This is a genomic window from Sphingobacteriales bacterium (genome assembly GCA_012517435.1).
Taxonomy (GTDB): domain Bacteria; phylum Bacteroidota; class Bacteroidia; order CAILMK01; family JAAYUY01; genus JAAYUY01.
The window spans coordinates 1-23483 of sequence record JAAYUY010000215.1 but is presented as its reverse complement, the minus strand read 5'-3'; the positions used below and the strand labels follow the sequence as shown (position 1 = coordinate 23483).

At 39.5% G+C, this 23483-nt stretch carries 24 protein-coding genes; 6 read left to right on the top strand and 18 right to left on the bottom strand.

The window, feature by feature from the left end:
* From GX437_12000 to serC, 10 genes are all read right to left on the bottom strand, one after another.
* A partial coding sequence (locus GX437_12000; GenBank protein ID NLJ08377.1) for a hypothetical protein occupies window positions 1-223 on the bottom strand: 223 nt, incomplete at its 3' end.
* Window position 224: 1 nt separating this feature from the next.
* Complete coding sequence (locus tag GX437_11995) at window positions 225-1448, bottom strand: OmpA family protein (GenBank protein NLJ08376.1); 1224 nt, start codon at window positions 1446-1448, stop codon at window positions 225-227.
* 38 nt (window positions 1449-1486) lie between these two features.
* Window positions 1487-1960 (bottom strand): DUF456 domain-containing protein, encoded by a 474-nt coding sequence (locus tag GX437_11990; GenBank protein ID NLJ08375.1) that lies wholly within the window; start codon window positions 1958-1960, stop codon window positions 1487-1489.
* A 3-nt stretch (window positions 1961-1963) separates the two neighbouring features.
* On the bottom strand, window positions 1964-2578 hold the full coding sequence (locus tag GX437_11985) for a DUF2807 domain-containing protein (protein ID NLJ08374.1): 615 nt from the start codon (window positions 2576-2578) through the stop codon (window positions 1964-1966).
* 149 nt (window positions 2579-2727) lie between these two features.
* The gene (locus GX437_11980; GenBank protein ID NLJ08373.1) at window positions 2728-3801 is read right to left on the bottom strand and encodes a hypothetical protein; all 1074 of its coding nucleotides are present in this window, start codon (window positions 3799-3801) and stop codon (window positions 2728-2730) included.
* 68 nt (window positions 3802-3869) lie between these two features.
* A complete protein-coding gene (locus GX437_11975) occupies window positions 3870-4538 on the bottom strand; it encodes a hypothetical protein (protein NLJ08372.1) in 669 nt (222 codons plus the stop codon).
* A gap of 13 nt (window positions 4539-4551) precedes the next feature.
* Complete coding sequence (locus GX437_11970; GenBank protein ID NLJ08371.1) at window positions 4552-5214, bottom strand: hypothetical protein; 663 nt, start codon at window positions 5212-5214, stop codon at window positions 4552-4554.
* Between the two features lie 71 nt (window positions 5215-5285).
* The gene (locus GX437_11965; protein ID NLJ08370.1) at window positions 5286-5705 is read right to left on the bottom strand and encodes a hypothetical protein; all 420 of its coding nucleotides are present in this window, start codon (window positions 5703-5705) and stop codon (window positions 5286-5288) included.
* Between the two features lie 64 nt (window positions 5706-5769).
* Entirely contained in the window at window positions 5770-6690 is a 921-nt protein-coding gene (locus GX437_11960; protein NLJ08369.1) for a 3-phosphoglycerate dehydrogenase, read from the bottom strand.
* Between the two features lie 29 nt (window positions 6691-6719).
* The gene (gene serC / locus GX437_11955; GenBank protein ID NLJ08368.1) at window positions 6720-7793 is read right to left on the bottom strand and encodes a 3-phosphoserine/phosphohydroxythreonine transaminase; all 1074 of its coding nucleotides are present in this window, start codon (window positions 7791-7793) and stop codon (window positions 6720-6722) included.
* Window positions 7794-7886: 93 nt separating this feature from the next.
* Here serC and GX437_11950 point away from each other — a divergent pair, with 93 nt between their 5' ends.
* The 3 genes from GX437_11950 to GX437_11940 all read left to right on the top strand — a co-directional run bounded on the left by GX437_11950 (window position 7887) and on the right by GX437_11940 (window position 10267).
* The gene (locus tag GX437_11950) at window positions 7887-8372 is read left to right on the top strand and encodes a hypothetical protein (protein ID NLJ08367.1); all 486 of its coding nucleotides are present in this window, start codon (window positions 7887-7889) and stop codon (window positions 8370-8372) included.
* 91 nt (window positions 8373-8463) lie between these two features.
* The gene (locus GX437_11945) at window positions 8464-9711 is read left to right on the top strand and encodes a DUF1015 domain-containing protein (GenBank protein ID NLJ08366.1); all 1248 of its coding nucleotides are present in this window, start codon (window positions 8464-8466) and stop codon (window positions 9709-9711) included.
* A gap of 22 nt (window positions 9712-9733) precedes the next feature.
* Entirely contained in the window at window positions 9734-10267 is a 534-nt protein-coding gene (locus GX437_11940; GenBank protein ID NLJ08365.1) for a hypothetical protein, read from the top strand.
* A gap of 2 nt (window positions 10268-10269) precedes the next feature.
* Here the strand turns inward: GX437_11940 and GX437_11935 are convergent, their stop codons facing one another.
* Window positions 10270-10629 carry a hypothetical protein gene (locus GX437_11935; GenBank protein NLJ08364.1) on the bottom strand — a complete coding sequence of 120 codons (360 nt, stop codon included), beginning with the start codon at window positions 10627-10629 and terminating at the stop codon, window positions 10270-10272.
* Between the two features lie 186 nt (window positions 10630-10815).
* On the opposite strand from GX437_11935, the gene GX437_11930 reads away from it, so the two are divergent.
* Window positions 10816-12126: a ribosome biogenesis GTPase Der gene (locus GX437_11930; GenBank protein NLJ08363.1), complete on the top strand. Its 1311-nt coding sequence runs from the start codon at window positions 10816-10818 to the stop codon at window positions 12124-12126.
* 50 nt (window positions 12127-12176) lie between these two features.
* Here GX437_11930 and GX437_11925 read toward each other — a convergent pair whose 3' ends face one another.
* The 3 genes from GX437_11925 to GX437_11915 form a co-directional block, all read right to left on the bottom strand.
* Window positions 12177-13124, bottom strand: coding sequence for a PorT family protein (locus GX437_11925; protein NLJ08362.1), 948 nt, complete (start codon window positions 13122-13124; stop codon window positions 12177-12179).
* A 20-nt stretch (window positions 13125-13144) separates the two neighbouring features.
* Window positions 13145-14572: an SUMF1/EgtB/PvdO family nonheme iron enzyme gene (locus GX437_11920; GenBank protein NLJ08361.1), complete on the bottom strand. Its 1428-nt coding sequence runs from the start codon at window positions 14570-14572 to the stop codon at window positions 13145-13147.
* A gap of 61 nt (window positions 14573-14633) precedes the next feature.
* Window positions 14634-15623, bottom strand: coding sequence for a type IX secretion system membrane protein PorP/SprF (locus GX437_11915; GenBank protein NLJ08360.1), 990 nt, complete (start codon window positions 15621-15623; stop codon window positions 14634-14636).
* A gap of 81 nt (window positions 15624-15704) precedes the next feature.
* Between GX437_11915 and porU the strand changes: the two genes are divergently transcribed.
* Together porU and porV are read left to right on the top strand one after the other, a co-directional pair.
* The gene (porU, locus tag GX437_11910) at window positions 15705-19550 is read left to right on the top strand and encodes a type IX secretion system sortase PorU (GenBank protein ID NLJ08359.1); all 3846 of its coding nucleotides are present in this window, start codon (window positions 15705-15707) and stop codon (window positions 19548-19550) included.
* A gap of 44 nt (window positions 19551-19594) precedes the next feature.
* Window positions 19595-20824, top strand: coding sequence for a type IX secretion system outer membrane channel protein PorV (gene porV / locus GX437_11905; GenBank protein ID NLJ08358.1), 1230 nt, complete (start codon window positions 19595-19597; stop codon window positions 20822-20824).
* 3 nt (window positions 20825-20827) lie between these two features.
* Here the strand turns inward: porV and GX437_11900 are convergent, their stop codons facing one another.
* The 4 genes from GX437_11900 to GX437_11885 are packed head-to-tail and all read right to left on the bottom strand — an operon-like array spanning window position 20828 to window position 23356.
* The gene (locus GX437_11900) at window positions 20828-21466 is read right to left on the bottom strand and encodes an MBL fold metallo-hydrolase (GenBank protein ID NLJ08357.1); all 639 of its coding nucleotides are present in this window, start codon (window positions 21464-21466) and stop codon (window positions 20828-20830) included.
* 2 nt (window positions 21467-21468) lie between these two features.
* On the bottom strand, window positions 21469-22008 hold the full coding sequence (gene rsmD / locus GX437_11895) for a 16S rRNA (guanine(966)-N(2))-methyltransferase RsmD (protein ID NLJ08356.1): 540 nt from the start codon (window positions 22006-22008) through the stop codon (window positions 21469-21471).
* Window positions 21999-22832: a DUF3822 family protein gene (locus tag GX437_11890; GenBank protein ID NLJ08355.1), complete on the bottom strand. Its 834-nt coding sequence runs from the start codon at window positions 22830-22832 to the stop codon at window positions 21999-22001. Before GX437_11890 ends, rsmD begins: the two co-directional genes overlap by 10 nt.
* Window positions 22832-23356, bottom strand: coding sequence for a hypothetical protein (locus GX437_11885; GenBank protein NLJ08354.1), 525 nt, complete (start codon window positions 23354-23356; stop codon window positions 22832-22834). The genes GX437_11890 and GX437_11885 overlap by 1 nt, the downstream gene beginning before the upstream one ends.
* Window positions 23357-23483 lie beyond the last annotated feature (127 nt).

Here is a 23483-nt window from a genome sequence, read left to right as displayed (position 1 = left end):
TCTTTGAACTGGCAAGAATCTCAAATGCTTTTTCCATTTCTTCTTCTGGAACCAAAAGACGGGCTGCACCCAGTTCATCCTTGTAAAAGGAAGTATTCATGATGGTATCCATATCTTCCACTTTTGCATGCAAGCCTTCTCTGCATAGTATATCACAGTCCAGTGCCGCCTGAAGCGGATTATGATATAATCCCACCGTCACATATTTCTTTTCCTTTTTCATGCTACATTTTCAGAATAATGATTTCAACCCTTCTGTTCATCTGCCTTTCTTCTTCATTTTCAGGATTTGGATAAATCATTTTCTGACATCCGTATCCCTTCGCAATGATGCGGTCTGGCGAAATACCCCTGTCAACCAGATATTTTTTTATATTCAAAGCTCTTGATTCTGAAAGCTTTGTAATAATATAATCATTTCCGGCACATCCATCAATATGTCCCTGAATTTCAATCTTCATTCCCTGATTTTCGTTCATAAGTTTAAGCAGGTCATTAAGTACGGGCTCTGAGGCAGAAATATACTGAGGAGAATTGGGGTAAAAATAAATGTTGGTGATCTGATAGCTCTTATTTTCTCTGAGCTTTGCCAGAAATATCTCGGTTTTTTCACGTTTGTTGATTAGCTGATAAGGAACGACTTCAATATCCTTAAAGAAATATCCCTGCCTTGAAACAGACAGCTTATAAGTTTCAAAATATTGAATATCAGCAGGTAACAAAATAGAAAATTCTCCGTTTGAAATATCTGCAGTGGCTGATGAAATTTTTTGAGCCCCAGATATATCATAAAATGTGATCTCTGCCTGTAGCGGTTGCCTTGTTTCCAAATCCATCACTTTACCCCGAATGGATTTAGGCGACAGAGATTTACCCCTATCATCCAGATAGTCAAAAATGATATAATGCCCCTCACCTTTCTCATAGACATTATCCAATACAAGATAAAACAAATCACCTTTATTGACCTTGAGAGCTTTCGAGTAGGAATCTCCGGGTCCTGCCCTGACAAACTCCTGTGAAGCCTGCAAAGACAAGCCGGTTTTTCCAGCGTTCTGACCTCCTGTGCGGGCTATATTTGTCCTGACCGGAACAGCTTTTTTCTGAAAAATGTCGTTGCAGAAATTGTCGCCTGCCTTAAATAGCAGAAAATCATAATCATCCGCTGGTTGAAGCGGAAAAATGTCAAACACCAGCCAGGCTGTTTGCAGTGCCCTGAATTTATACCATACCGTATGATGCTCTTTTTCAAAGAAATACAAGCTCCCGACAGGATTATCCTTAAATTCTATTATTTTTCCATAGCCATGAGGTGAAGTGGTCGGGCCAACAATATTGGATGTAGAAATGGACATGGCTGAAACACAATCTGAAAAGTTTGAAATATCGAGTCTGGCAATGCTGCTATCCTGTCCGTAAGCAATGAGCATCTTTATCATAAAACTCATCAATAGCAATATTTTAGCACCAGAAGGCATTGAATTTCTCAGATCAAAGCTTTAATAAAATGAAAAGCAATAAAAGCAGAAACTCCGAGCTTCATGACCACACCAGCCAGAAAACCAACAAACGAACCGAATCCGGAACGTAATGCCTCCTTTGAGTTTTTACCGGCTATTAATTCGCCCGCAACAGCACCGAGAAAGGGGCCGAGAATAATACCGAAAGGGCCTAAAAACAGGCCTGCGAAAAGACCGACAGTGCTTCCCCTGACACCTGCCTTGCTGCCGCCAAATTTTTTAGTACCCCATACAGGCACAAGATAATCCAAAACAGTAACAATAGCCACCATCACCCCTGCAATAATCAGAAACCTGACAGAATAAGGGTGAGATGAAGTAAATTGCAACAAAATCAGTGAAATATAACTCAACCAGGGGCCGGGCAAAACAGGTAAAATACAGCCTGCTATTCCCACTGCCAGCACAATGGCACCTAAAACTATTAAAACAGTATCCATAATTTAATTTTCATAAACAATAAATGCCCCATGCAGTTTTTCAACCTCCAACACGGGATTTCCCTTAATTAACAACCTTGCATTGTTTTTTATTTTGCCTGTTATTTGTTTTTTTACAGAAACCCTTGCTTCCGATTCCTGTCGCAGCAATAAATCAAGACTATCTGAAGTTAAGGCAAAAGCATCTGTTTTACAAATTCCTGAAGCTTTTATGCTTGTAAAACCGGATTGTCCGGCCAGTTTACAAAAAGACCGGCCACGTAAAATCACTTTCAGATCTTTTGTCTTCAGCATTAAATCTGTTTTTCCTAAATCATTAATAGTTAGTTCAATTTTATTCGCGCCAATGGTGTCGTCACTGTAAACCCATGCCTGACCATTTAGCTGAATTCTTTTTATTATCTTAAAATTGATGTCAATATTCAGTTCTGTAAAAGGAAGAAATTGTCTGTTGCTATAAATAATTAATTGTCTGTTTCTTACCCTGGATTTGACATAATCCAGTAAATTGTCATCCGTTTCAACGTGAATTTCATGATTTTCTGAAGGTATCAGCCTGACATTTGCGGGAAGGTTGATGATGATGGAATTAAACTCAGCACAAGGCCTTTTTTGCATAACCAGTAAGCCTGAAGGTTGAATTGTTTCATTCCGGCATGCTGTTAAAAACAGTATGAAAAGGATAGCAACAGAATGCCTAAAGTTTAAAATTTTCATGAATCAGGCAAGGAAATTTGCCCGTAAAGCTAATTATTTCCTTTGAATGCTTACAAATTTACTTTTCTGACAACAGGTTTTCCATCAATAATCAGCCTGACAATGAATACTCCTTTTTTACCGTCTGTAGGAATACCTATTTCGTGGACACCATCGAAGAATGTTTCTGAAGCAATTTTTTGGGTTGTTTTTGCCGAAACATTAACAAGCTCAACACCGATAACAGCAGGTTTTTCGAGAGTAAAGTCAAGTATAATCTCATCTTTGGCAGGTGAGGCATAGACATTGACATGATAGTCTTCAGAACTAAGGTTTTCTTTCACTGAAACGGTTGAAACCGGAATAAAATCAATAGTTCCTTTATTCATATTCGGAACGGCCAGCAGGTCTTTTTCCGGAACAAATAAAATATCGGCAGGCCCGTCATGTCCCGTTGAAAATTCTTTTTCCCAGTCGAAATTACTATTGTAGCGGTATATTTTATTTGTGCCCCAAGAAGAGATATAATAATTTCCGTTTTTATCAACTGCAATACCATCCAGCAGATCGAGCGTAGTATTTTTGATAGTGGAAACCGCTTTTGTTGTCAGGTTGATGGCCTGAATGGGCGAGTCATCGATGAATGAAACCAGCACCAGACGGTTATTGGCTTTGTCGAAATACATGCCATTGGGGGCATCGATTCCGGCTGTTATCCATGCATAACCGACAGTATCAGCAATTTCAAACTTGAAAATCTGGTTCAGTACATCATCCGACATGTAAAGGTTGCCTTTGTCGTCAGCAACAATGTCATTTAATCCCTGAGCACCGGGAATAATAGTGTCAATTACCAATTGGTCAGTTGTAAGATCGAAGCCAAGTACCTTTCCCAAATCATTCACAAACAGCATATTCCCGACAATAGTTGCACCTCTCGGGAAAAACAATCCCTGTTCATGTAAAATGGTTTTAGTGCCGTTTGAGGCAATAGCAATGATAGCAGGCCCGCCCGGATCACTGACTATGTACCTGTCTTTTACTTTGTCGTAAACAACACTTTCCGGATTCGTGATTTTTTGTCCGAAAGCAAGCTGGCTTAATTGACTTAAAATTAAGAATAGGGTAATAATTCTGTATTTCATCTTATTCGGTTGAAATTATTTGTTTGCAATTATCGTAGAAAATAATTTAACACAAAAACTTTGTTAATTTATTTTGGTGTACATACCAGATGATAGGATGTAGTCGAGTTAACCGGGACAATGACATCCCCCAAACCCTCATACTGCTGACCGCCTGTTTCAAAATTAGCTTTCAGGTAATAACGCTGAAAAGTCAGATAGTTAAATACAGCTCCATCTACCTGGGGATTGTCCGTGGAGGTCTGCGAAACCATTAGATGAGTGCCAGCATTTCTGTCGGCCTCCGATTTATACAGATAAACATTGACTCCTCCCATATAAACTCCCGATGGCAGGTCTTTTCTGACAAATACCTTCAGGTTGCCGGTTGGCATTTTGGTACACTGAAGCTCAAAGAACTTGTCTTCTCCTGCCGCAATGCTAACATCTGCGTTTCCTTCATATTTTCCTTGCCCGTCTGAAAAAATGGCTTTCAGATAATAGGTTTGAGGAGGTAAATTGGTAAAAACAGCTCCGTTCTGCTCAGGACTGACAGGCCCGGTAACACCATCCAGATAGGCATTGTCAACATCTCTGTCGGCTGCTGAAAGATAAAGTTTAACAGTTACATTCGGCCAGTATTTTCCATCTGCTTTAACGACCACTGTCAGTTTTCCAGGCCCTGTATCTTCGCAGGAAATCCCGAAAAACATCAGCAACGCAGCAAAAAGCAAGAATAAAACGTTGATTTTCTTCATATTAAATCACTATTTATTTGACACACAATACATTAATGACTTTTTTCTGTCCCGGGATAATGAAGGTTTCGGCTACACCCATCCATAGCTCACTGTTTTTGGTAAAATACGCTTTCAGGTAATATTTCTGATAAAGCAACCCTTCAAACAATGCCCCGTTTTTATCAAAATCAACGGATGGAGTCGTACTGCTTTTGAAAAAATAGCCATTGGCCCGGTCGGTTTCAGAAAGGTATAATTCAACATTGGCATTGGGGACATAGGCCCCCGTCAGCGAATTTTCCCTGACAAAAACCTCAAGGCTCCCGACTGCTGCTTTATTACATTCAAGTGTGTAAACCTCCTGTTTGCCGGCCTGTACGGTGGCTTCCCCTTCTCCGCTGTACTGGTCAGAACCATCCGTAAATTCAGCTTTAATATAATATTTCTGGGGTGGTAAATCCAGAAACAAAGCTCCGTAAATTTCCGGCTGATTTACGGTTGTTTTTGCCGTAGCATAAGCACTGTCGTTTTGTTTGGCTGTCAGAGAGTTATAAATTTTCACCGTAATGTTTCCCCAGTATTTGTTATCAGCTTTGACCAATACCTTCAGCTCGCCAGTTGTTTCTTTATTGCAGGAAAAATTAAGTACTGAAGCAAGGAAGATCAGCGATGAAATTACAATAAATTTTTTCATAACATATTCATTTTTAAACAAATAAGCCATTCCCCGGAAGAGAGAATGGCTTACTCAGTCATTTAAAAACTTTACTGAACACAGGTAACATGATATTGTGTTGTTTTACCTTTAGGGACAAAACATTCACCAACACCTTGCCAGAGGCCATCAGATCCTGTCCAGCTAACACTTATATAATATTTTTGAAACGGAAGACTATTGAAGAAAGCTCCATGGGCAATAGGATCGACCGGATCTGTCGTATTTGCCTGATAAACATTGCCGTTTGTACGGTCTGTTTCGGTAAGAAAAATTTTTACCACCGCATTTCCGAGATATGGTCCGGTAGCTGTCCCTTTTCTGGCAAATACTTCAAGATTGCCATTTTCAGTAGCTCCCAGATTTTTATCCGGTAATTGAATGACAGGATTGTCTTCAACACAGGAATTAATAGTGGCCATCATTAATCCGGTGAGACAGATTATCATCAAAAATCTTAAGTTTTTCATGGCTTTAAAATTTGTTCAAATATACAATATTTACAGGCAAACAGAAAAATATTTTTTCTGCAAACTAATTCACTTTAAACCTGATATCTCCCTGTTCAAAAAAGTTGACTATCTGCCTTGCTGCTGCAATACCGGCATTGATATTAGCTTCTTCGGTCTGAGCTCCCATTTTCTTGGGCGTAAAGTAAACTCTTTTGGCGTATTTTTCAAGCAGGATATCCTTACATTCAGGTTCAATATCCGACATATACCTGAAATCAGCCCTTTCTTCAAAAATTTTCAGCAAACCTTCTTCATCAATGACTTCTTTTCTGGCGGTATTCACCAGATTGGCATTTTCGGGCATTAATTTCAGCAGGTCGTAACCAATAGATTTTTTGGTCTGGGCATTGGCCGGAATATGAAGCGATACATAACTGCAGGAACGGTAAAGTTCTTCCACAGAGCTGACCGGAATTACGCCTTCTTTTTCAAAATCTTCCTTTTTCAGGAAGGGATCGAAAGCATATATTTTCATGTTGAAGCCTTTGGCAATGGCTGCCACATATTTCCCGACATAGCCAAATGCATGAAGCCCAAGTGTCTTATCACGAAGCTCTGTACCGGATGAACCGTCAAATTTATTGCGTGCCATGTAAATCATCATGCCGATAGCCAGCTCTGCAACAGCATTGCTGTTTTGTCCCGGTGTATTCATGGCAACAATGTTCTTTGACGTACAGGCGGCAAGATCAATATTATCGTAGCCGGCTCCTGCCCTGACAACTATCTTCAGGTTTTTTGCAGCATCCACAACAGCTTTGTCAACAATATCGGAGCGGATAATCAAGGCATCCACTTCTTCAACTGCTTTCAGCAAATCGTCTTGCTCTTTATATTTTTCCAACAAAAGAAGTTCATAACCGGCTTTGTCCAGTACTTCCCTGATACCATCCACTGCAATTTTTGCAAATGGTTTTTCTGTTGCTACCAATACTTTCTTCATAACTTTGATTTTGATTCAGTTAAACAAAATTATGCTTTCATTTTTGCAAATTCCTGCATGCATTCTACCAAAGCGACCACACTTTCGTAGGGCAATGCATTATAGGTAGATGCCCTGAATCCACCAACACTCCTGTGTCCCTTGATGCCAACCATGCCTTTTGATTTGGCAAAATTGAAGAATTCTTCTTCCAAATCTTTGTACTGGTCATTCATGACGAAACAGATATTCATCAAAGAGCGTGAATCTTTTTCAACAGTGCCTTTAAACAAAGGATTTCTGTCAATTTCATCATACAGTAACTTAGCTTTCTTCTGGTTCATTTCCTGCATGACTTTCAAGCCGCCCAATGATTTAAGCCATCTCAGCGTCATCAATGCACCATAAATAGCAAATACAGGGGGAGTATTGAACAAGGATTTGTTGTCAATATGGGTTTTATAATTGAGCATGGTCGGAATAGCTCTTTCTACCTTCCCGATAATATCATTCTTAACAATAACGAAGGTAACACCGGCAGGTGCAAGATTTTTCTGAGCACCACCATAAATGAGACTGTATTTTGAAACATCGACCGGGCGTGAAAAAATATCAGACGACATATCAGCTACCAAAGGAACGGGAGAATCCATATCGGTAAGGATTTCTGTTCCAAAAATGGTATTGTTGGTGGTAATGTGGAAATAATCAACATCTGTTGGAATGGTAAAATTCTTTGGGATGTAAGAAAAGTTTTTGTCTTCTGAAGATGCCACCACCTGAACTTCTCCGAATAATTTGGCTTCCTTGATGGCTTTCTTTGACCATTCACCCGTGTTGAGATAAGCTGCTTTTTTGTTTAACAGGTTAAAAGGTACCATGCAAAACTGGAGGCTGGCTCCTCCACCCAGAAACAAAACAGAATAACCGTCAGGAATATTTAACAGCTCTTTGAAAAGTGCCATGGCTTCATCATTGATGGCTTCAAATTCTTTACTTCTGTGAGAAATCTCAAGGATCGACATGCCAATATTTTCGTATTCCAGCGAAGCTTTCGAAAGTGCTTCGAGTGTCATAACCGGTAATATTGACGGACCAGCATTAAAATTATGTTTTCTGTTCATAGACTTTTTTTTTTAAGGTTCTGATAAAAAGCTTATTTTTGCTTTAAAATTAAACAAGATTATTTTTAAAACGAGGGCAAGATACAACCAAATATGAAATTTGAAACACTGCTATATCTTTTTTTCATCATCCTGACCATTATTGTTCCTTTATTCAGGAAAAAGAAAAATGTTCCTGCCAAAAGCCCTGCCGGTCAACCACCCAGGGAAGATGATTTTTTCAAATCCCTCGAAAAAAAACTGAATGAGTGGGCAGAACAGGCACCTGTGGAGGAATTTCCGGCAGAAAAAGAAATCGTTGAAGAAACGATAGTTCCAACAGAAAAAGCTCCGGTTTACGAAAATTATGAGGCAAAAATTGACGCCTACGACAACCAACCGGCAGAAATCTTTTCCTATGATAACCAATACAATACAGATAAGGTAAGCATGATTGAATCCAGCATGCTTGCCGATCACAAATCAGCCGAAGAAGCCGCTTATGCCAAACATCAGGAAGAGGGTGAACATGTTCATTTTCGATTTAATGCTATTGAAGCGGTGATTTATTCTGAAATTTTAAAAAGGCCTGAATATTAGCCAATTTAATCAATAAATTTCAGCTCATTTAATTTTATTCCTTAAAATTGCCCCTCAAACAAATTGAAGTTTAAAACTAAAAGAAAATATTATGGCAGTCATTAAACCATTCAGAGCAATCAGACCTAAAGCAGCGCTTGCGTCACGTGTGGCAGCAAAACCTTACGATGTATTAAATTCGGAAGAAGCCCGTGAAGAAGCAAAAGGAAATCCATATTCTTTCTATCATATTGCCAAGGCAGAAATTGACCTCGAACCAGGCATTGATATTCATACAGATCCGGTGTATCAGAAAGGACGTGAGAATTTTTACAGGATGATTGAAGAAGGAATACTTTTTCAGGACAAGACAGAAAATTATTATGTTTACAAGCTGGTCATGGGAAATGTCAGTCAGATTGGGCTGGTTGCCGCTTCAAGTATCCACGACTATTTCAACAATGTCATTAAAAAACACGAACTCACCCGCCCCGAAAAAGAAATTGACCGCATTATGCATTTCAAGGCAGTCGGAGCACACACCGAACCTGTTTTCCTGACTTATCCGGATGTGCCGGAGATCAATGAATTAATTAATAATGTAGTGGCAACAAATCCTGAATACGACTTTGTAGCCGATGATGGTGTTCATCATACGCTTTGGGTGGTTGATAATCAGGAAACAGTGGAAAAAATTACCCGCCTTTTCGCAGAAAAAGTTCCTCATACCTACATTGCAGATGGGCATCACCGTTCCGCTTCTTCGGCTAAAATCGGAAAAGACCTGGCAGAAAACAATCCCAACCATACCGGAAAAGAAGAATACAATTATTTTCTGACCGTAATTTTTCCTGCCAGCCACCTGAGTATCATCGACTACAACAGGGTAGTAAAAGACCTCAACCACCTGACACAGGAATCTTTTCTTCAGGAGCTCAAAAAAGTGATGAATGTGGAAAAAATGGGAAAATCCATTTATAAACCTCAGGCTATTCATGAATTTGGGATGTATCTGGGCGGAGAATGGTATAAACTGGTAGCAAAAGAAGGCACTTTCGACCCGAACGATCCTCTTGATGTGCTGGATGTCAATATCCTGCAAAAAAATGTGCTGGATCCGATACTTGGTATTGCCGACCCGCGAACCGATAAGCGTATCGATTTTGTTGGTGGCATCAGAGGTCTTGGTGAACTTGAAAAAAGAATCAATTCCGGTGAAATGGCTGTTGCTTTCGCTTTGTATCCGGTTACCATTCAGCAATTGATCGATATAGCCGATTCGGGTAAAATTATGCCCCCCAAATCGACATGGTTTGAACCCAAGCTCAGAAGCGGACTTTTTGTTCATAGCCTGACTTAGTCAAAATCTTCATTTCGATTGTATGGATGATTCATTTCGCTGGCTGGCAGAATTGTTTGATGATACGTTTATCATGATAGCAGACGGAGAGGTAAAAGCTGATTACCTCCCGGAAGAAGAACCTGTTGCGGTGGTATCAGAACCTGAACAAAGCTATGAAAACCAGGAAGATGACCTGATTTTTTCCGGGAACAATGCTTCAAAAACCGGCATTATTGTTTGGTATGAAGACCAGGAATGGATAAAACCGAAAGATAAAATCTTTCTCGACAATATTCTGAGTGCGGTAAAGTCATCTGTTGAACGATCCGCATTGTTCAATATAGCCAGAAGTAATCACCGTCATATCCGCGATATTATCACAAAAATGCCTGATAATCACTTTTTTGTATTTGGTTTACCCGAAAGCTATACAAGCGGAATGAATTCCGGTCAGATAGAAATCATTGGCAGGTCAAAGGTCATAATATGTCCGCTTAGCCTGACCGATCTGGTGATGAACAAGGAGGAAAAGCAACAGCTTTGGCAAAAAATGAGACAGGTTTACGGTTTATAATACTATTTTTTCAGATGCCATTCATGGCCTTCATTGGTCAGGTTTCTGATCCACAACTCATGGTCATTGGCTTTAAGCAATTCCCAGACATTATGATAATCAAGTCTTAAAATATTATTCCCTTCATCCACTTCATAAACCCCTTTAACGACAAGTGTATCAATTGAATATTCATAAGTCAGGTTAGAACGGAATTCAATGGTATGATAATCATGACTGATCATCAGGTCATTTTTTTCCTTATCAAAAGCGGCTTCCCACGACCATACCCCTACGATATTGATCGGCTTCTGAGGTATTAGTTCACAGGAAGAAACAAATAAAACCGCAAGGAATAACATCAGGAGTTTACTTGAATTCATGTCAGTTTATTTGATTTTGAAATAAATAGCTTTAGAAAAATCGGAGGCTAAGATAAAGAAAAGTTTCAAAAATATATCAGCCATAATAATTAATTGTATAAATACAAGCCACTGAAATACTTTATTTTACAAAAGATAAACTTATTGGAGCCATAGAAGTAAATTTGCAGCAGAATTAAAACTGTCATGGGAGGAGGAATAGTAGCAATAACAGGAAGGCCGAATGTAGGGAAATCAACCTTGTTTAACCGCCTGATACAGAAAAGGAAAGCCATCGTTGATGATGTAAGCGGAGTTACCCGCGACAGGATATATGATCTGGCTGAATGGAATGGTCATGAGTTTACCGTCATTGACACCGGAGGATATGTCGAAAATAGCACGGATGTTTTTGAGAAAGAAATAAAAAAACAGGTAGAAATAGCTGTTAATGAGGCATCTGTAGTTTTATTTATGGTAGATGTCAGTGTTGGGATTACAGATCTGGACGAGGTTTTTGCCCGCTTTTTAAGAAAATCAAAGAAAACAGTCCTTCTCGTTGCCAATAAAACAGATAATTTTGATACTATTGCCGAAAGCTATGAGTTTTACAGGCTCGGCTTTGATGAAATTTTTCCGGTTTCATCAGTCAATGGTTCAGGAACAGGAGAACTACTCGACAGAATTGTGGAATTATTAAAATCCGAAAAGCAATTGGTGGAAACACCCGACATCCCAAAATTTGCTGTTGTCGGGAAGCCCAATGTCGGTAAATCAACCTTTATCAATATGTTGCTGGAAGAAGACAGGCATATTGTTTCGGATATTCCCGGTACTACCCGCGACTCCATTCATAGCATTTTCAACAAGTTTGGCTACCACTTCATGCTGATCGACACTGCCGGACTTAGAAAAAAGTCAAGTGTCCGCGATAATATTGAGTTTTATTCTGTGATGCGTGCGGTCAAATCGATAGATGAATGCGATGTGTGCATAGTCATCACCGATATACAGGAAGGGATAAACAGTCAGGATGTAAATATCATTAATCTGGCGGAAAGAAAAAACAAGGGAGTCGTCATACTGGTTAACAAATGGGATTTGGCTGAAAGAACGAACAAATCAGCTGAGAGCATTGTCAAGACAACAAAAGAAAAGCTTGCTCCTTTCAACGATGTTCCGGTGATCATGGTTTCAGCTCTGAATAAAACCAGGTTGATGAAAGCTGTGGAAGCAGCTTTTCATGTCTATCAGAACAAAACAAAGAAAATCTCCACTGCAGAGCTTAACCGTTTCTTTCTGCCCATTATTGAAGAGTTTCATCCACCCAGTGTGAAAGGAAAAATTATCAACATCAAGTATGTAACTCAAATTCCTGCACAATTTCCATTATTTGCATTTTTTGCCAATCACCCGCAATATATTAAAGAAAGCTATAAACGCTTTCTTGAAAATAAGCTCAGGGAAGAATATGATTTTACTGGAGTACCAGTCAGAATTGTTTTCCGTAAAAAATAAAAAAGGCTGCCCTCTCAGACAGCCTAAATAAAATATATTTTAACAAATTGTTATTCAAGATAATAGGTATAACCCAAAAACAATCCGATACCTGAATTTTTCACATCCATTTTTGTTCTTCGCGTGGTCATTGAAAAATTGTTACCTGCAATCTGAATCAGACCTGAGCCATCGGGGGTAAACAGGTATTCGATGTCGTTAAAATAGGTTTTGTCAATAGTCAGTAATCCCATGGTATAACGCATGTCAAGAGTAAGCTTGGCGTGTTCGGAAACTTCAAGGCTAAAACCAGCACCTACGATAATTCCTGCATCAAATGGAGCCAGGTCTTTTGAAGCAGAAGGTTTATTGGTTGGAACATAGGGAATAAACATCTCTTTCGGATAGGTCGAATCCACACTGGTAATGGTGATATTTTGTCCGATAAAAAAGCTGTTGGTATCATATTTTACTTCGGTTCCGGGAGTTGTAATACCTCTTTTGGTGATATCCTGTTTCCATAAAGTTGTCTGGGAAACAGTACCGCCAAAACGGTAACCAAAATAACCACCGAGAAACAGGTCAAAATCAACACGTCCAATTTTTCTGTCATAAGGCCACACACCGCCTTTGAGCGAAAATGATTTGCGAAGATAGACAGGCACCTCCAGATAATTCATTTTCAGAGTATTATCATATTTTTTCACATCAGCAATGGTAATCTGAACGGTGTCTTGCTCAAAAGCATGTATCGTTTGTTTGTGAGTAAACAACTGATGAACTCCTTTGGTCAGGTATAAAAATTCAAACTGAAGTTGAAAATCAGTAGTGAATTTGATTCCCAGATTAGCCCCGAAAGAAGGATTATAGACATAGTTCATTCCACCATACACGTCACTGCCGGTCAGCTTATATCCCGTGTATCCGGCTTTCACTCCATAAACCAATTGTGCTGATGCATGCTGAGCAATAACTGCTGAAAGCAACAGCATGAGGAAAATGACTAAAGATTTTCTCATTTGATTATGTTTTTATTACATTAAAAATTGCGTGAATGACGTTTTGAATCTCCCACATGAACCATTGCACAACGGAACCCAAGCGTACATAATTCCTGTGTCTCATCCAGAAATCTCCTGGTTCCCGGATTCTGCCAATAAGCTCTGTCGTCCCAGCTTCCGCCTTTATAGACCCTTGCCTTGTTGTTGACAAGTGAACTTACTTCGAAATTATACATTTGTTCGCCTTTTTCATAGGTTTCTTCATCCAGATAACCAATATTGTCGGCAACACGGTAATTTCTCCTGTCGATATTTTCATCAAGGGTTACTTCGCGGTAGATAATACGACCCAAACTGTCTTTTTCGAGCAGATAGCCATCTTCATCCTTGGCAGGAACGGTAAATACGTTTCCTCTGAAAGGATTCAGGTCAACAATATCTTCGAGCGACAAGGGACGATAAACATCCATCACCCATTCACTGACATTTCCCGTCATGTTGTAAAGTCCGTAATCATTAGGCCAGTAGGAACGTACTTCGGCTGTATAGGTTGAAGCATCGTTCAACTCACTGGCAGTACCCATCAGGTCACCCCTTCCTCTTCTCATGTTGAGCATGAATTTACCCCTGTGTCGGGTATCCTGTTTTCTGAGTGAATGTCCTGCCCATGCATACTGTCTTCTGGTATTTACGTTTTCAAACAAAGCATCACCAACCTGAGCAAGAGCGGCATATTCCCATTCAGCTTCGGTCGGCAAACGGTAATCGGGAAGCATGATGCCATCTTCAAGGCGAACCCTGCGTTCTTTTTCGTTAGTAGTATAGGCTTTAACTTTCTTTTTTACCAAACCTTCATATTGATTGGCCAGATAGGCTTCGGTATTGAAGTTATCTTCATTAATCTGGTCAGGATTGGGTTTCAGGAAGCCTTCCCGGATCATGATCATTTCGTTGACCCTGTCGGTCCTCCATGCAGCATAACCCGATGCCTGAATCCAGTTGACCCCTACCACCGGATATTCATCAAAATTGGGATGACGGAAATAATAACGTACCATCGGCTCATTGTAGCCCAGTTTTACACGCCACGAGTTGGTATCCGGTAATGCATGTTCATACACTTCAGGATAATCAACAAATACACGGAGAAGCCAGTAGCAATATTCACGGTAATCAATATTTCTGACTTCGGTTTCATCCATGTAAAATGAGGTAACTGTAACTCTTCTCGGGTAAGCATTGTTGTCGAAACGAACATCCTGTTCGACCTGACCCATGGTAAACGTACCTCCCTGGATAAAAACCAGATTTGGACCGGTTTCCTGTCCTTTATAATCATGCTTTTCAAAACCACCCCATTTAACATCATTGTACTTCCATCCCGTGGTTTTTGAACGCTCACCTGCACACGATACCAGTAACACGGCAAGTGACATCATAAAAGCAATTTTAATAAATCTTTTCATGCTTCAATTTTTTAAATTTCAGTATCTTAACGCAAAGGTACTACTAAAATTATTTATACATTTAAAAAGTTGGACAAATTAATTTTCTGTATTTAATCGGTGGCTCGTGTTTGTAGGTTTTAAAGGTAAAAATCAGGGAAATTTCATGGCTGCCGGGAGACCCGAACCTGACAGTTGAACTTGTAATGTCGAAGCTGTAGGAAAATTTAACCGGATCTTTCCTTAAGCCAACAAGAACCATTAATCCATCTGTATTTTGCGAAGTTTGTCTGTACCAGACACCTCCGATTAAATAATCCATAATATAGTATGCACCAATATTAGCCTGCCAGAAATGATGCTGCTGCTGGAATAGAATATTGGGGGAGAAAAACTGCTTGGGGTCGCGCCCGGCTTCCATCGGGATCATCATCCCCAGATGAACAGTCGATTTTTGAGGGATATAACTCTCTGAGCTTGAATAAAAACTGATGGTAGGGGTAATAATGTGATGCATGGCATAACCAAAATAAAACTTACTGGTATATCCCATGATTCCTGCAGCAAAATCATTGACTAATTTTGTCTTATAAATACCTCCGCCATTGGGCAGTGGCTCTGAGGTGGGTTTCACAAAACCTTTTCTCGGCTCAATCTGATCGTAAAAAGTTAATAAATCGAAGTCGATGGAGAATTGATGAAACTGCGCCTGCAAACCGGCCTTTATCGTAAACTTTCTTGAAACATTTAACTGATAGGCATACATGAAATTCCACATATAATGAGATAATTGCCCGACACCGGCCCTGTCGTACAATACCTGAGCACCTATTCCTCCCATAATGGCATCGTAGTGCCCGTCATAAGACATACAATAAGTTACATAGGAACCTTCAATATTTGGCCACTGATTGCGGTAGTTGGAAATTATCCTGTGTTCGCCTGCTGCGCCAGCCATAGCCGGATTGAGATAAAGCGGATTGGCATAAAACTGTGTAAAGTGAGGATCCTGACCATGTAATTGGTATAATCCTTGAATCAGTAAAACAGCTATGGCAGTAAGCCTTTTCATTTTATCAAGTCAATAATCTTTTTTTGACCGTGCAATTTTAATATTAATTTTTCGTTCTGTGAATAAAAAAATTTTTTATTTATGATTTTTTCCGATCCTTTTTTAAACCACAAACGTAAGTATTCTCTATATATTTTGCTTTTTTTTCTGTCATTTTTTAATCAGCCAGTTTTTGCTCAGGAAAAACTGACACTCGACAGACAGCTTGATTGGAAAGAAAAAACCATTTACCTCATTGATAACGAACAAATTACGATCTCATCTTTTGATAATGCCAGTATCGATTTTTCATCATTTCCTACCCCTTATTTTCATGAAACATTTTTTGCCGAAACCGGCACCGAATATATCATCTCAGTGAAAAACCTGACCTATGAGCCTGAGCTGCATCAGAATATACACATTCCTGATAAACCTGTTTATTATGTCAACAGTTCTGTTTTTCAAGGAATGAATTCATATGATGTTGTTGTTTTTCCTTACCACATAAATAGCCAGACCAATCAGGCGGAACGCCTTGTCAGTTTTACCATTGAAATCGACATAAAGGGAATTAATGAGGAATTGTTATCCGGGAAGAAAACCTACAGATCAGTTACCCAATCGGTATTGGCAGAAGGCGAATGGTATATGCTAAAAGTAAAGGAATCAGGCATTTACAAGATTGATTATAATTTTCTCAAAAACATGGGAATCGATCCGTCAAAGATTAATCCTAAGAAAATCAGGATTTATGGATTTGGCGGTGGCATGCTTCCCATGCCCAACAAGGCAGAACGACCGGAAGATCTGATTGAAAATGCCATCTATGTTTCAGGACAGGAAGATAATGTATTCAATCCGGATGACTTTATTTTGTTTTATGGAGAAAGCCCCCATCAATGGTATTATGATTCAACCGGGAAGGTTTTTAAACATTCTTTTCATTATTATTCCGATTATAACTGCTATTTTCTGACCATCTCACAGGATGAAGGGTTAAGAATCAGTGAAATCCCTTCACTGACCGAGACACCCCAAAAAACCATCAGCGACTATATCTGGCTCGATTTTCATGAAAAAGTGATGCGCACCGAAATTAATGATTATGTAAAATCGGGCAGAGACTGGTTCGGGGAAGAGCTGAAAACTACTTCCACACTATCCGTTTCATTCAATGTCCCTGACATTAACAAAGCCTATCCTGTCAGTTTTATTTCTTATGTTGCCGGACGCTCTTCTTCCAACAGCTCCTTTACTATTAATATTCATGGCAACAACTTTACACAATACATCAATTCGGTAAATACCGGAGATTATCTGGCCAACTATTGTACAACGGCTGTCAACAGGTTTTCATTTCTTCCCGTAAAAAATGAACTTGATTTTATGCTGACCTACAACAAGCCCAACAGCAATGCCATTGGCTGGCTTAATTATATTTCCGTGAATGCACGGGCTAACCTGAAACTTAACAGCGGACAACTCAACATTTACGATACCCTTCCACTGAACAAAGTTTCTGAGCTTAGTATCACGAGCAGCCTGAGCGATTTTTACCTGTGGGATGTAACAACAAAGTGCCTGCCTGCCTCCCGGCAAAAAGTTAAAAACGGAAATATCTTTTCTTTCAGAATAAAACCTGTTGAAAATCATCATTTTATTGCCTGTGCCCCCGGAAGTGAATACACTCCTTTATTTTCCGGAAAAATTGCCAATCAAAACCTTCATGGCATCGCCAATGTAGATATGGTCATTATCTCCTATCCCGAATATCTGCCTCAGGCCAACAAGCTGGCCGATTTCAGAAGAAAAAATGATTCTCTGAGTGTTTTTATTACTACTCCGCAACAAATCTACAATGAATTTTCATCTGGCGTTCAGGACATTACAGCCATACGGGATTTTCTGAGACATATTTATAAAAACAACACCCAACCCGAAAAACAGCTGAAATATGTGTTGCTGATCGGTGACGCCTCCTACGACTACCGTGATGTTCTGACCGGAAATACCAACCGCATCCCTACCTTTCAGAGTTTAATCTGCTATAGCCCCATCTCATCCTATGCTTCTGATGATTTCTATGGCTTTTTGGACGATTCCGAAGGAAACTTTGACGACCTTTATGCTTCCATGTATGATAAAATGGACATAGCCATCGGAAGACTCTCTGTATCGACAAAAACTGAAGCTGAAAATGTAGTCAATAAAATTATTCATTATTATTCAACAGCGAGCATGGGAAACTGGAGAAACAATATTCTTTTCGTATCGGATGATGTGGATGACGGAGGATTCAATGCCCATATCGAGCACTCTGAGGTATTGTCAAACTATCTGTCGAACAATGTAAAAAACCTGAATATTAATAAAGTTTATATGGATGCCTATCAGCAGGTATCATCATCAAATGGTCCGAAATATCCGGAGGCCCAGAAAGCAATCAACGAGCAGGTTGAAAAAGGGAATCTGGTGGTCAACTATATCGGACATGGTGGCGAAGTAGGCTGGGCACACGAAAGAGTACTGGAAATCAGCGATATAAATTCATGGAAAAACATTGACAAATTACCAGTATTTGTAACCGCCACCTGTGAATTCAGCCGTTATGACGATCCGGCAAGGGTCTCGGCAGGTGAGTTGGTACTGCTGAATCCAAAAGGCGGGGCCGTAGCCTTACTCACCACCTCAAGGGTAGTTTATGTGCAGGCAAATGAAGTATTAACTACGAATTTGTATAAAGACAACTTCTTTGAACGCAAAAACGGGCTGCATAAACGATTAGGAGATATTTTGATTGAAACAAAAAACAAGACAGGATTTTCGGATAACACCAGAAAATTTATTTTACTGGGAGACCCCTCCATGAAACTTGCATATCCTGATTATATCGTAAAAGCATTGTCTGTTCCTGATACTTTCCGCGCTTTGGAGAAAATTAACATTAGCGGACAAGTTGAAGACATTCAGGGTAACCGTCTTGTAAATTTTAACGGAAAAGTAAACACCACTATTTTTGATAAGGCCAGTACCATTAAAACCCTCGATAACGACCATTACAATAAATCTGTGGCATTCAGGCTCATGAACAATGTAATATTTCAGGGAGTTTCGAGTGTTGACAGCGGAATGTTCAATTTCACCTTTATTGTTCCGAAAGATATTTCCTATGCCGAAGACTTTGGAAAAATCAGCTTTTACGCAACGAACAATCAGATTGACGGAAGCGGCTATTACGACAATTTTATTGTTGGCGGCACTTCCGATTCCATCTTCAATGACCAGAAAGGACCATCTGTCAGGGTATTTATCGGAGATTCCAACTTTATTTCGGGAGGAATAACAGGTGAAAACCCGCTGCTCTACGTCATAGTTTACGACCCGAGCGGAATTAATACGGTCGGCAACGGGATAGGTCATGAAATTCTGGGTTATCTTGACAATGAAGACCCTATCGTACTGAATCCCTATTACCAGTCAAGACTTAACAGCTATAAGGAAGGGGAGATTTATTACCAGTTAACCAATCTTTCAGAGGGAAAACATACCATGGTAGTAAAAGTATGGGATGTCCATAACAATTCTGCTACAGGAAGTGTTGATTTTGAAGTAGTTAAATCGGATGAACCTGCCATAGAAAATGTCTTCACTTATCCCAATCCGTTCAACCAATCGACTATTGTTTCATTTGAACATAATTTGTCGGGACAGGTTTTTGATGTCAAAATTGATATTTTATCAGCACAGGGACAAATCGTAAAAACCATCAGCGGACAATTTTCCGGAGATGCCAGCAGAAATATTTCTGTAGAATGGAATCCAAACAAAGATTTTGGAAAGGCTATCGAAAGCGGGGTTTACTTTATCACCGTTTCACTAACCACCCGTGACGGGAAAAAAGCCGTTGGAAGATGTAAAACAATCTTTTTCAATGGCAATAATTAAAATTTATCATCGTTGTATATCTTTGTCGAATGAATAATCAATCAATAATGAAAAAATTTATCGGTTTTAAGGCATTTTTAATCATCATTGCCTGTCTTTTTACCTATGGAAAAAGTATCGGACAAAATATCATCACCCTTGATGGCAGAAGGAACGTAGTAACAACAGCAGTTCCTTTTCTGATGATTACGCCTGATTCGAGAAGTGGAGCACTGGGAGATGCAGGTGTTGCCCTGACTCCTGATGCCAATTCCATACACTGGAATCCTGCAAAACTTGCATTTGTCGATAATCCGATGGGTTTAAGCCTCTCTTATGTCCCATGGTTAAAGGCACTCGTACCCGATATTAATCTTTCATACCTTTCGATTTACTCCAGAATAGACGAAATGTCGGCTTTCGGGGCATCCTTAAGATATTTTTCACTTGGAGATATTACATTTACCAACGATTTCGGGGAATACATGGGTGATTTCCGCCCTCATGAGCTGGCTCTTGATGGTGCCTATGCACGAAAACTTTCAGAAACTTTTTCGCTGGGACTCGCCCTTCGTTTTATTTATTCAAACCTTGCCAGTAATATTCCCCTCAGCAATGGGACGCAAACACGCCCGGGCATTGCCTTCAGTGGTGATATTTCGACCTACTGGCAGCCAGAACCCATCAAAGTCAGTGGGAAAGACATGGATGTCCGTCTTGGCATGAACATCTCCAACGTTGGCTCAAAAATCACCTATACCGATGAAACCGACAGGGATTTTATCCCCATCAACCTGAAAATCGGCTCCTATTTTAATTATCATATCGATGAATACAATAAATTAGGCTTTGTTTTCGACCTGAACAAACTGCTGGTTCCCACCACCCCCGTTTATATGGTTGATTCTTTCGGAAATCCCATCACCAACCCTAATGATGGAACGCTGGTCATTCACAGGGGGAAAAATCCTGATGTTCCGGTTATTGCCGGTATGGTTCAATCTTTTTATGATGCTCCTGACGGATTCAAGGAAGAACTGAGGGAAATAAACCCCGCTGTTGGTTTTGAATATTGGTACAACAACCAGGTAGCCGGCAGGGTCGGTTATTTCTATGAACATGAAACAAAAGGCAACCGTCAATATGTAACCCTCGGACTTGGCATTAAATATACCGTATTTAACCTCGATGTGTCGTATCTGATCCCAACCAATAATAAATATGCCACACAAACCAGCCCGCTGGAAAACACCGTACGTTTCAGCCTGCAGTTTAACCTGAATAAGAAAAACTAATCCCTATCTGAAAAAGGGGTTAAATTTTTTTTCAAAACTCACTGTCGTTTCATCTCCGTGTCCTGAATAAATAATTGTGTTTTCAGGTAAAGTAAAGATTTTCATCATGATACTTTTCAAAATCGTGTCATAATCACCTCCGGGCAGGTCAACCCTGCCAATACTTCCTCTGAAAATCAAATCACCGCAAACAATAAAGCCCTCTTTTTCAGCATACAGGCTGATTCCTCCGCTGGTATGACCGGGCGTATGAAGAACTTTCAGACTCGATTCACCAATTTTTATTTCATCTCCTTCTTCAAGAAATTCTGAAATAGCAGGTGTATTCGATTTTGGCATCCCAAACAAAACTGCCTGCTGATCGGCAATCTGAATATTCAGCATTTCTCCCTGATGTGCACTTAAACCCACCTGAAATGTATCGGCTATAAATCTGTTCCCTGAAATATGGTCAATATGACAATGTGTATTTATCAAACCTATGATTTTCAGCTTATTATCATTTAAAAAGCTGATAAACTGTTTTTCTTCACCGGAATCAGACATTCCGGGATCAATAACAACGGCTTCACCATTTGTATCATAAACCAAATAAGTATTTTCTCCAAAAGAATTAAAAATGAACTTCTTAACTTTTAACATAATCAGACTGTTATTTTGAAAAAACTAATGATGCTTTGCCCGTATTTTCTTTGCTGATAAAAAAATGCATGCCCGGAAAAATCCAGACCGGTTGAATGTTCAAGTGCAAGTATTCCGTCAGGATGTAAAATTTTCCTTTCAAAAACAAGTTCGGGAATTTTGGAATAATCCGGATACTGGTAAGGAGGATCAGCATAAACAATATCAAACTGATCTTCAATAGTTTGTAAAAATTTAAGTGCATCAGCACGCACTACCCTTGCCTGACCGGCCTGAAACTCCCTGAATTGTCCGCTGATAAAACGGCAGCACCTGTAATCAATCTCGACTGCAACAACCTTTTTAAAACCCCTCGATATGGCCTCATAACTCATCATTCCCGTCCCTGAAAAAAGATCGAGAAATGTCAGATTTTCAAAGTAATATACGCTGTTCAGGATGTTGAAAAAACTGTCGCGGCTTATGTCCATTGTCGGCCTGACAGGCAGGTTTTTGGGAGGCACTATATGTCTGCCCCTGAATATCCCTGAAACTATACGCATAAAGCAGTCGAAAACAGATTAAAAAATGAATGAAAGGGGAACTTCTCAAAAACCTCATGAAATTTGATTGCTTCAGGTAACCTGTGAGTGAGCGGATATTTTATGTATCTGAAAATCAGCTTGTAAAATTCTGTGTCGGGATAATAATCCCCACTGATTAAAAAATTGTCTGTTGACAGATTAATCTCCAGCCGGCTGCAAACATTCAGTACATGATAAAGTATATCTTCTGCAGCTTTGTATGGAAAAGAATTGGCCAATAGCAGTTCATGTTTCTGATTGAAAACAAGAATATAGATGAACTCCGTTTCCACGTGAAGAATCATGCTTCTGGCTGCAGCCTGACGAATATTACTGACTGAAGAAAGAAAAAAGGGATGAATGGCATGTATGGTAGCTTCAGGTTGGAAGTGTTCAAGAAAACTGACCATGACAGGAGGTACTGAATAAAGGATAAAAGCCTGTAACGGAGGCAAAAAGTCTTTTTTAACTATCTCATTATCATTCATATTGAAGTTCAGTGAAAGAATATTTTTCTCAGTACCTGTCTCAAAATATGGTTCAGGCACAAGGGTAAACTTTCTGCCAGCCAGAATAGCGATTTTTCTTAGCTTCCCAAAAGGTTCCTCAATTTCTTCCAGCCAGTCTTCCGGGGGTGCCTGCCCTTCTTCTAAAAGCCTGACCGTCAGATTATAGAACATTTTCTTTTCAGGCAGATAAAATGTTGAAGCAGTGTATTTTTGATGAAGGTAAATAAAATGAAGAAACTTCTCAGGTGAAATGCGGTAAATCTCAGGATTTTTTATGCTGCATTCACCCGGCATCACTTCCAGTTTCCGGAATAATTAACTTCTGTCATTGATCCGAGAATCAGCACATGCTCGGGATCAAAAGGTTTGGTGTCTGTTACCTGAAAGACATGAACAGGAACACCCCTTTGATTGATCACACCTGCCTTCAGTTCAAATATTCCACCTTTTGTGAATGGAATAAATTTCAGCGAATCGAGGTAATAATTGGCAGGGAAAAGGGTATCCTTTACCGGAATGTAAAAAGTATCTCTCCTGACAACAATTGTTGAATCGTTTGGGTCGCCAATGGTTTTCACAATTCTCATATTTCCTGATTTACAGAAAGAAATCAGGCTGTCCCAGTCGCCACAAAACCTTCCGTTGGCTTCTTTGAAAGCAAACTGAGCTGCTCTGACCAGTTCAAGTCTTTTGATGATTTCGTTTTTCTTGATCTGGTTAACCTGTTTTTCAACGATAGGTTTGCGGATGATTAAAAACAGCCAGATGGCAAGCCCGATAACAACAAGGGTAACTAAAATATTCAGGAAAACTTTCATGACGTTTTATTTTTGCAGGCAAAGGTATAAAATTTCAATTTCAGGTTTTAATTTTCAGGAAAAAAATGTGAATAAAGGTATTTGAAATGAGTAAGACAATAAATTGAATGTCTAATGCATTAACCTA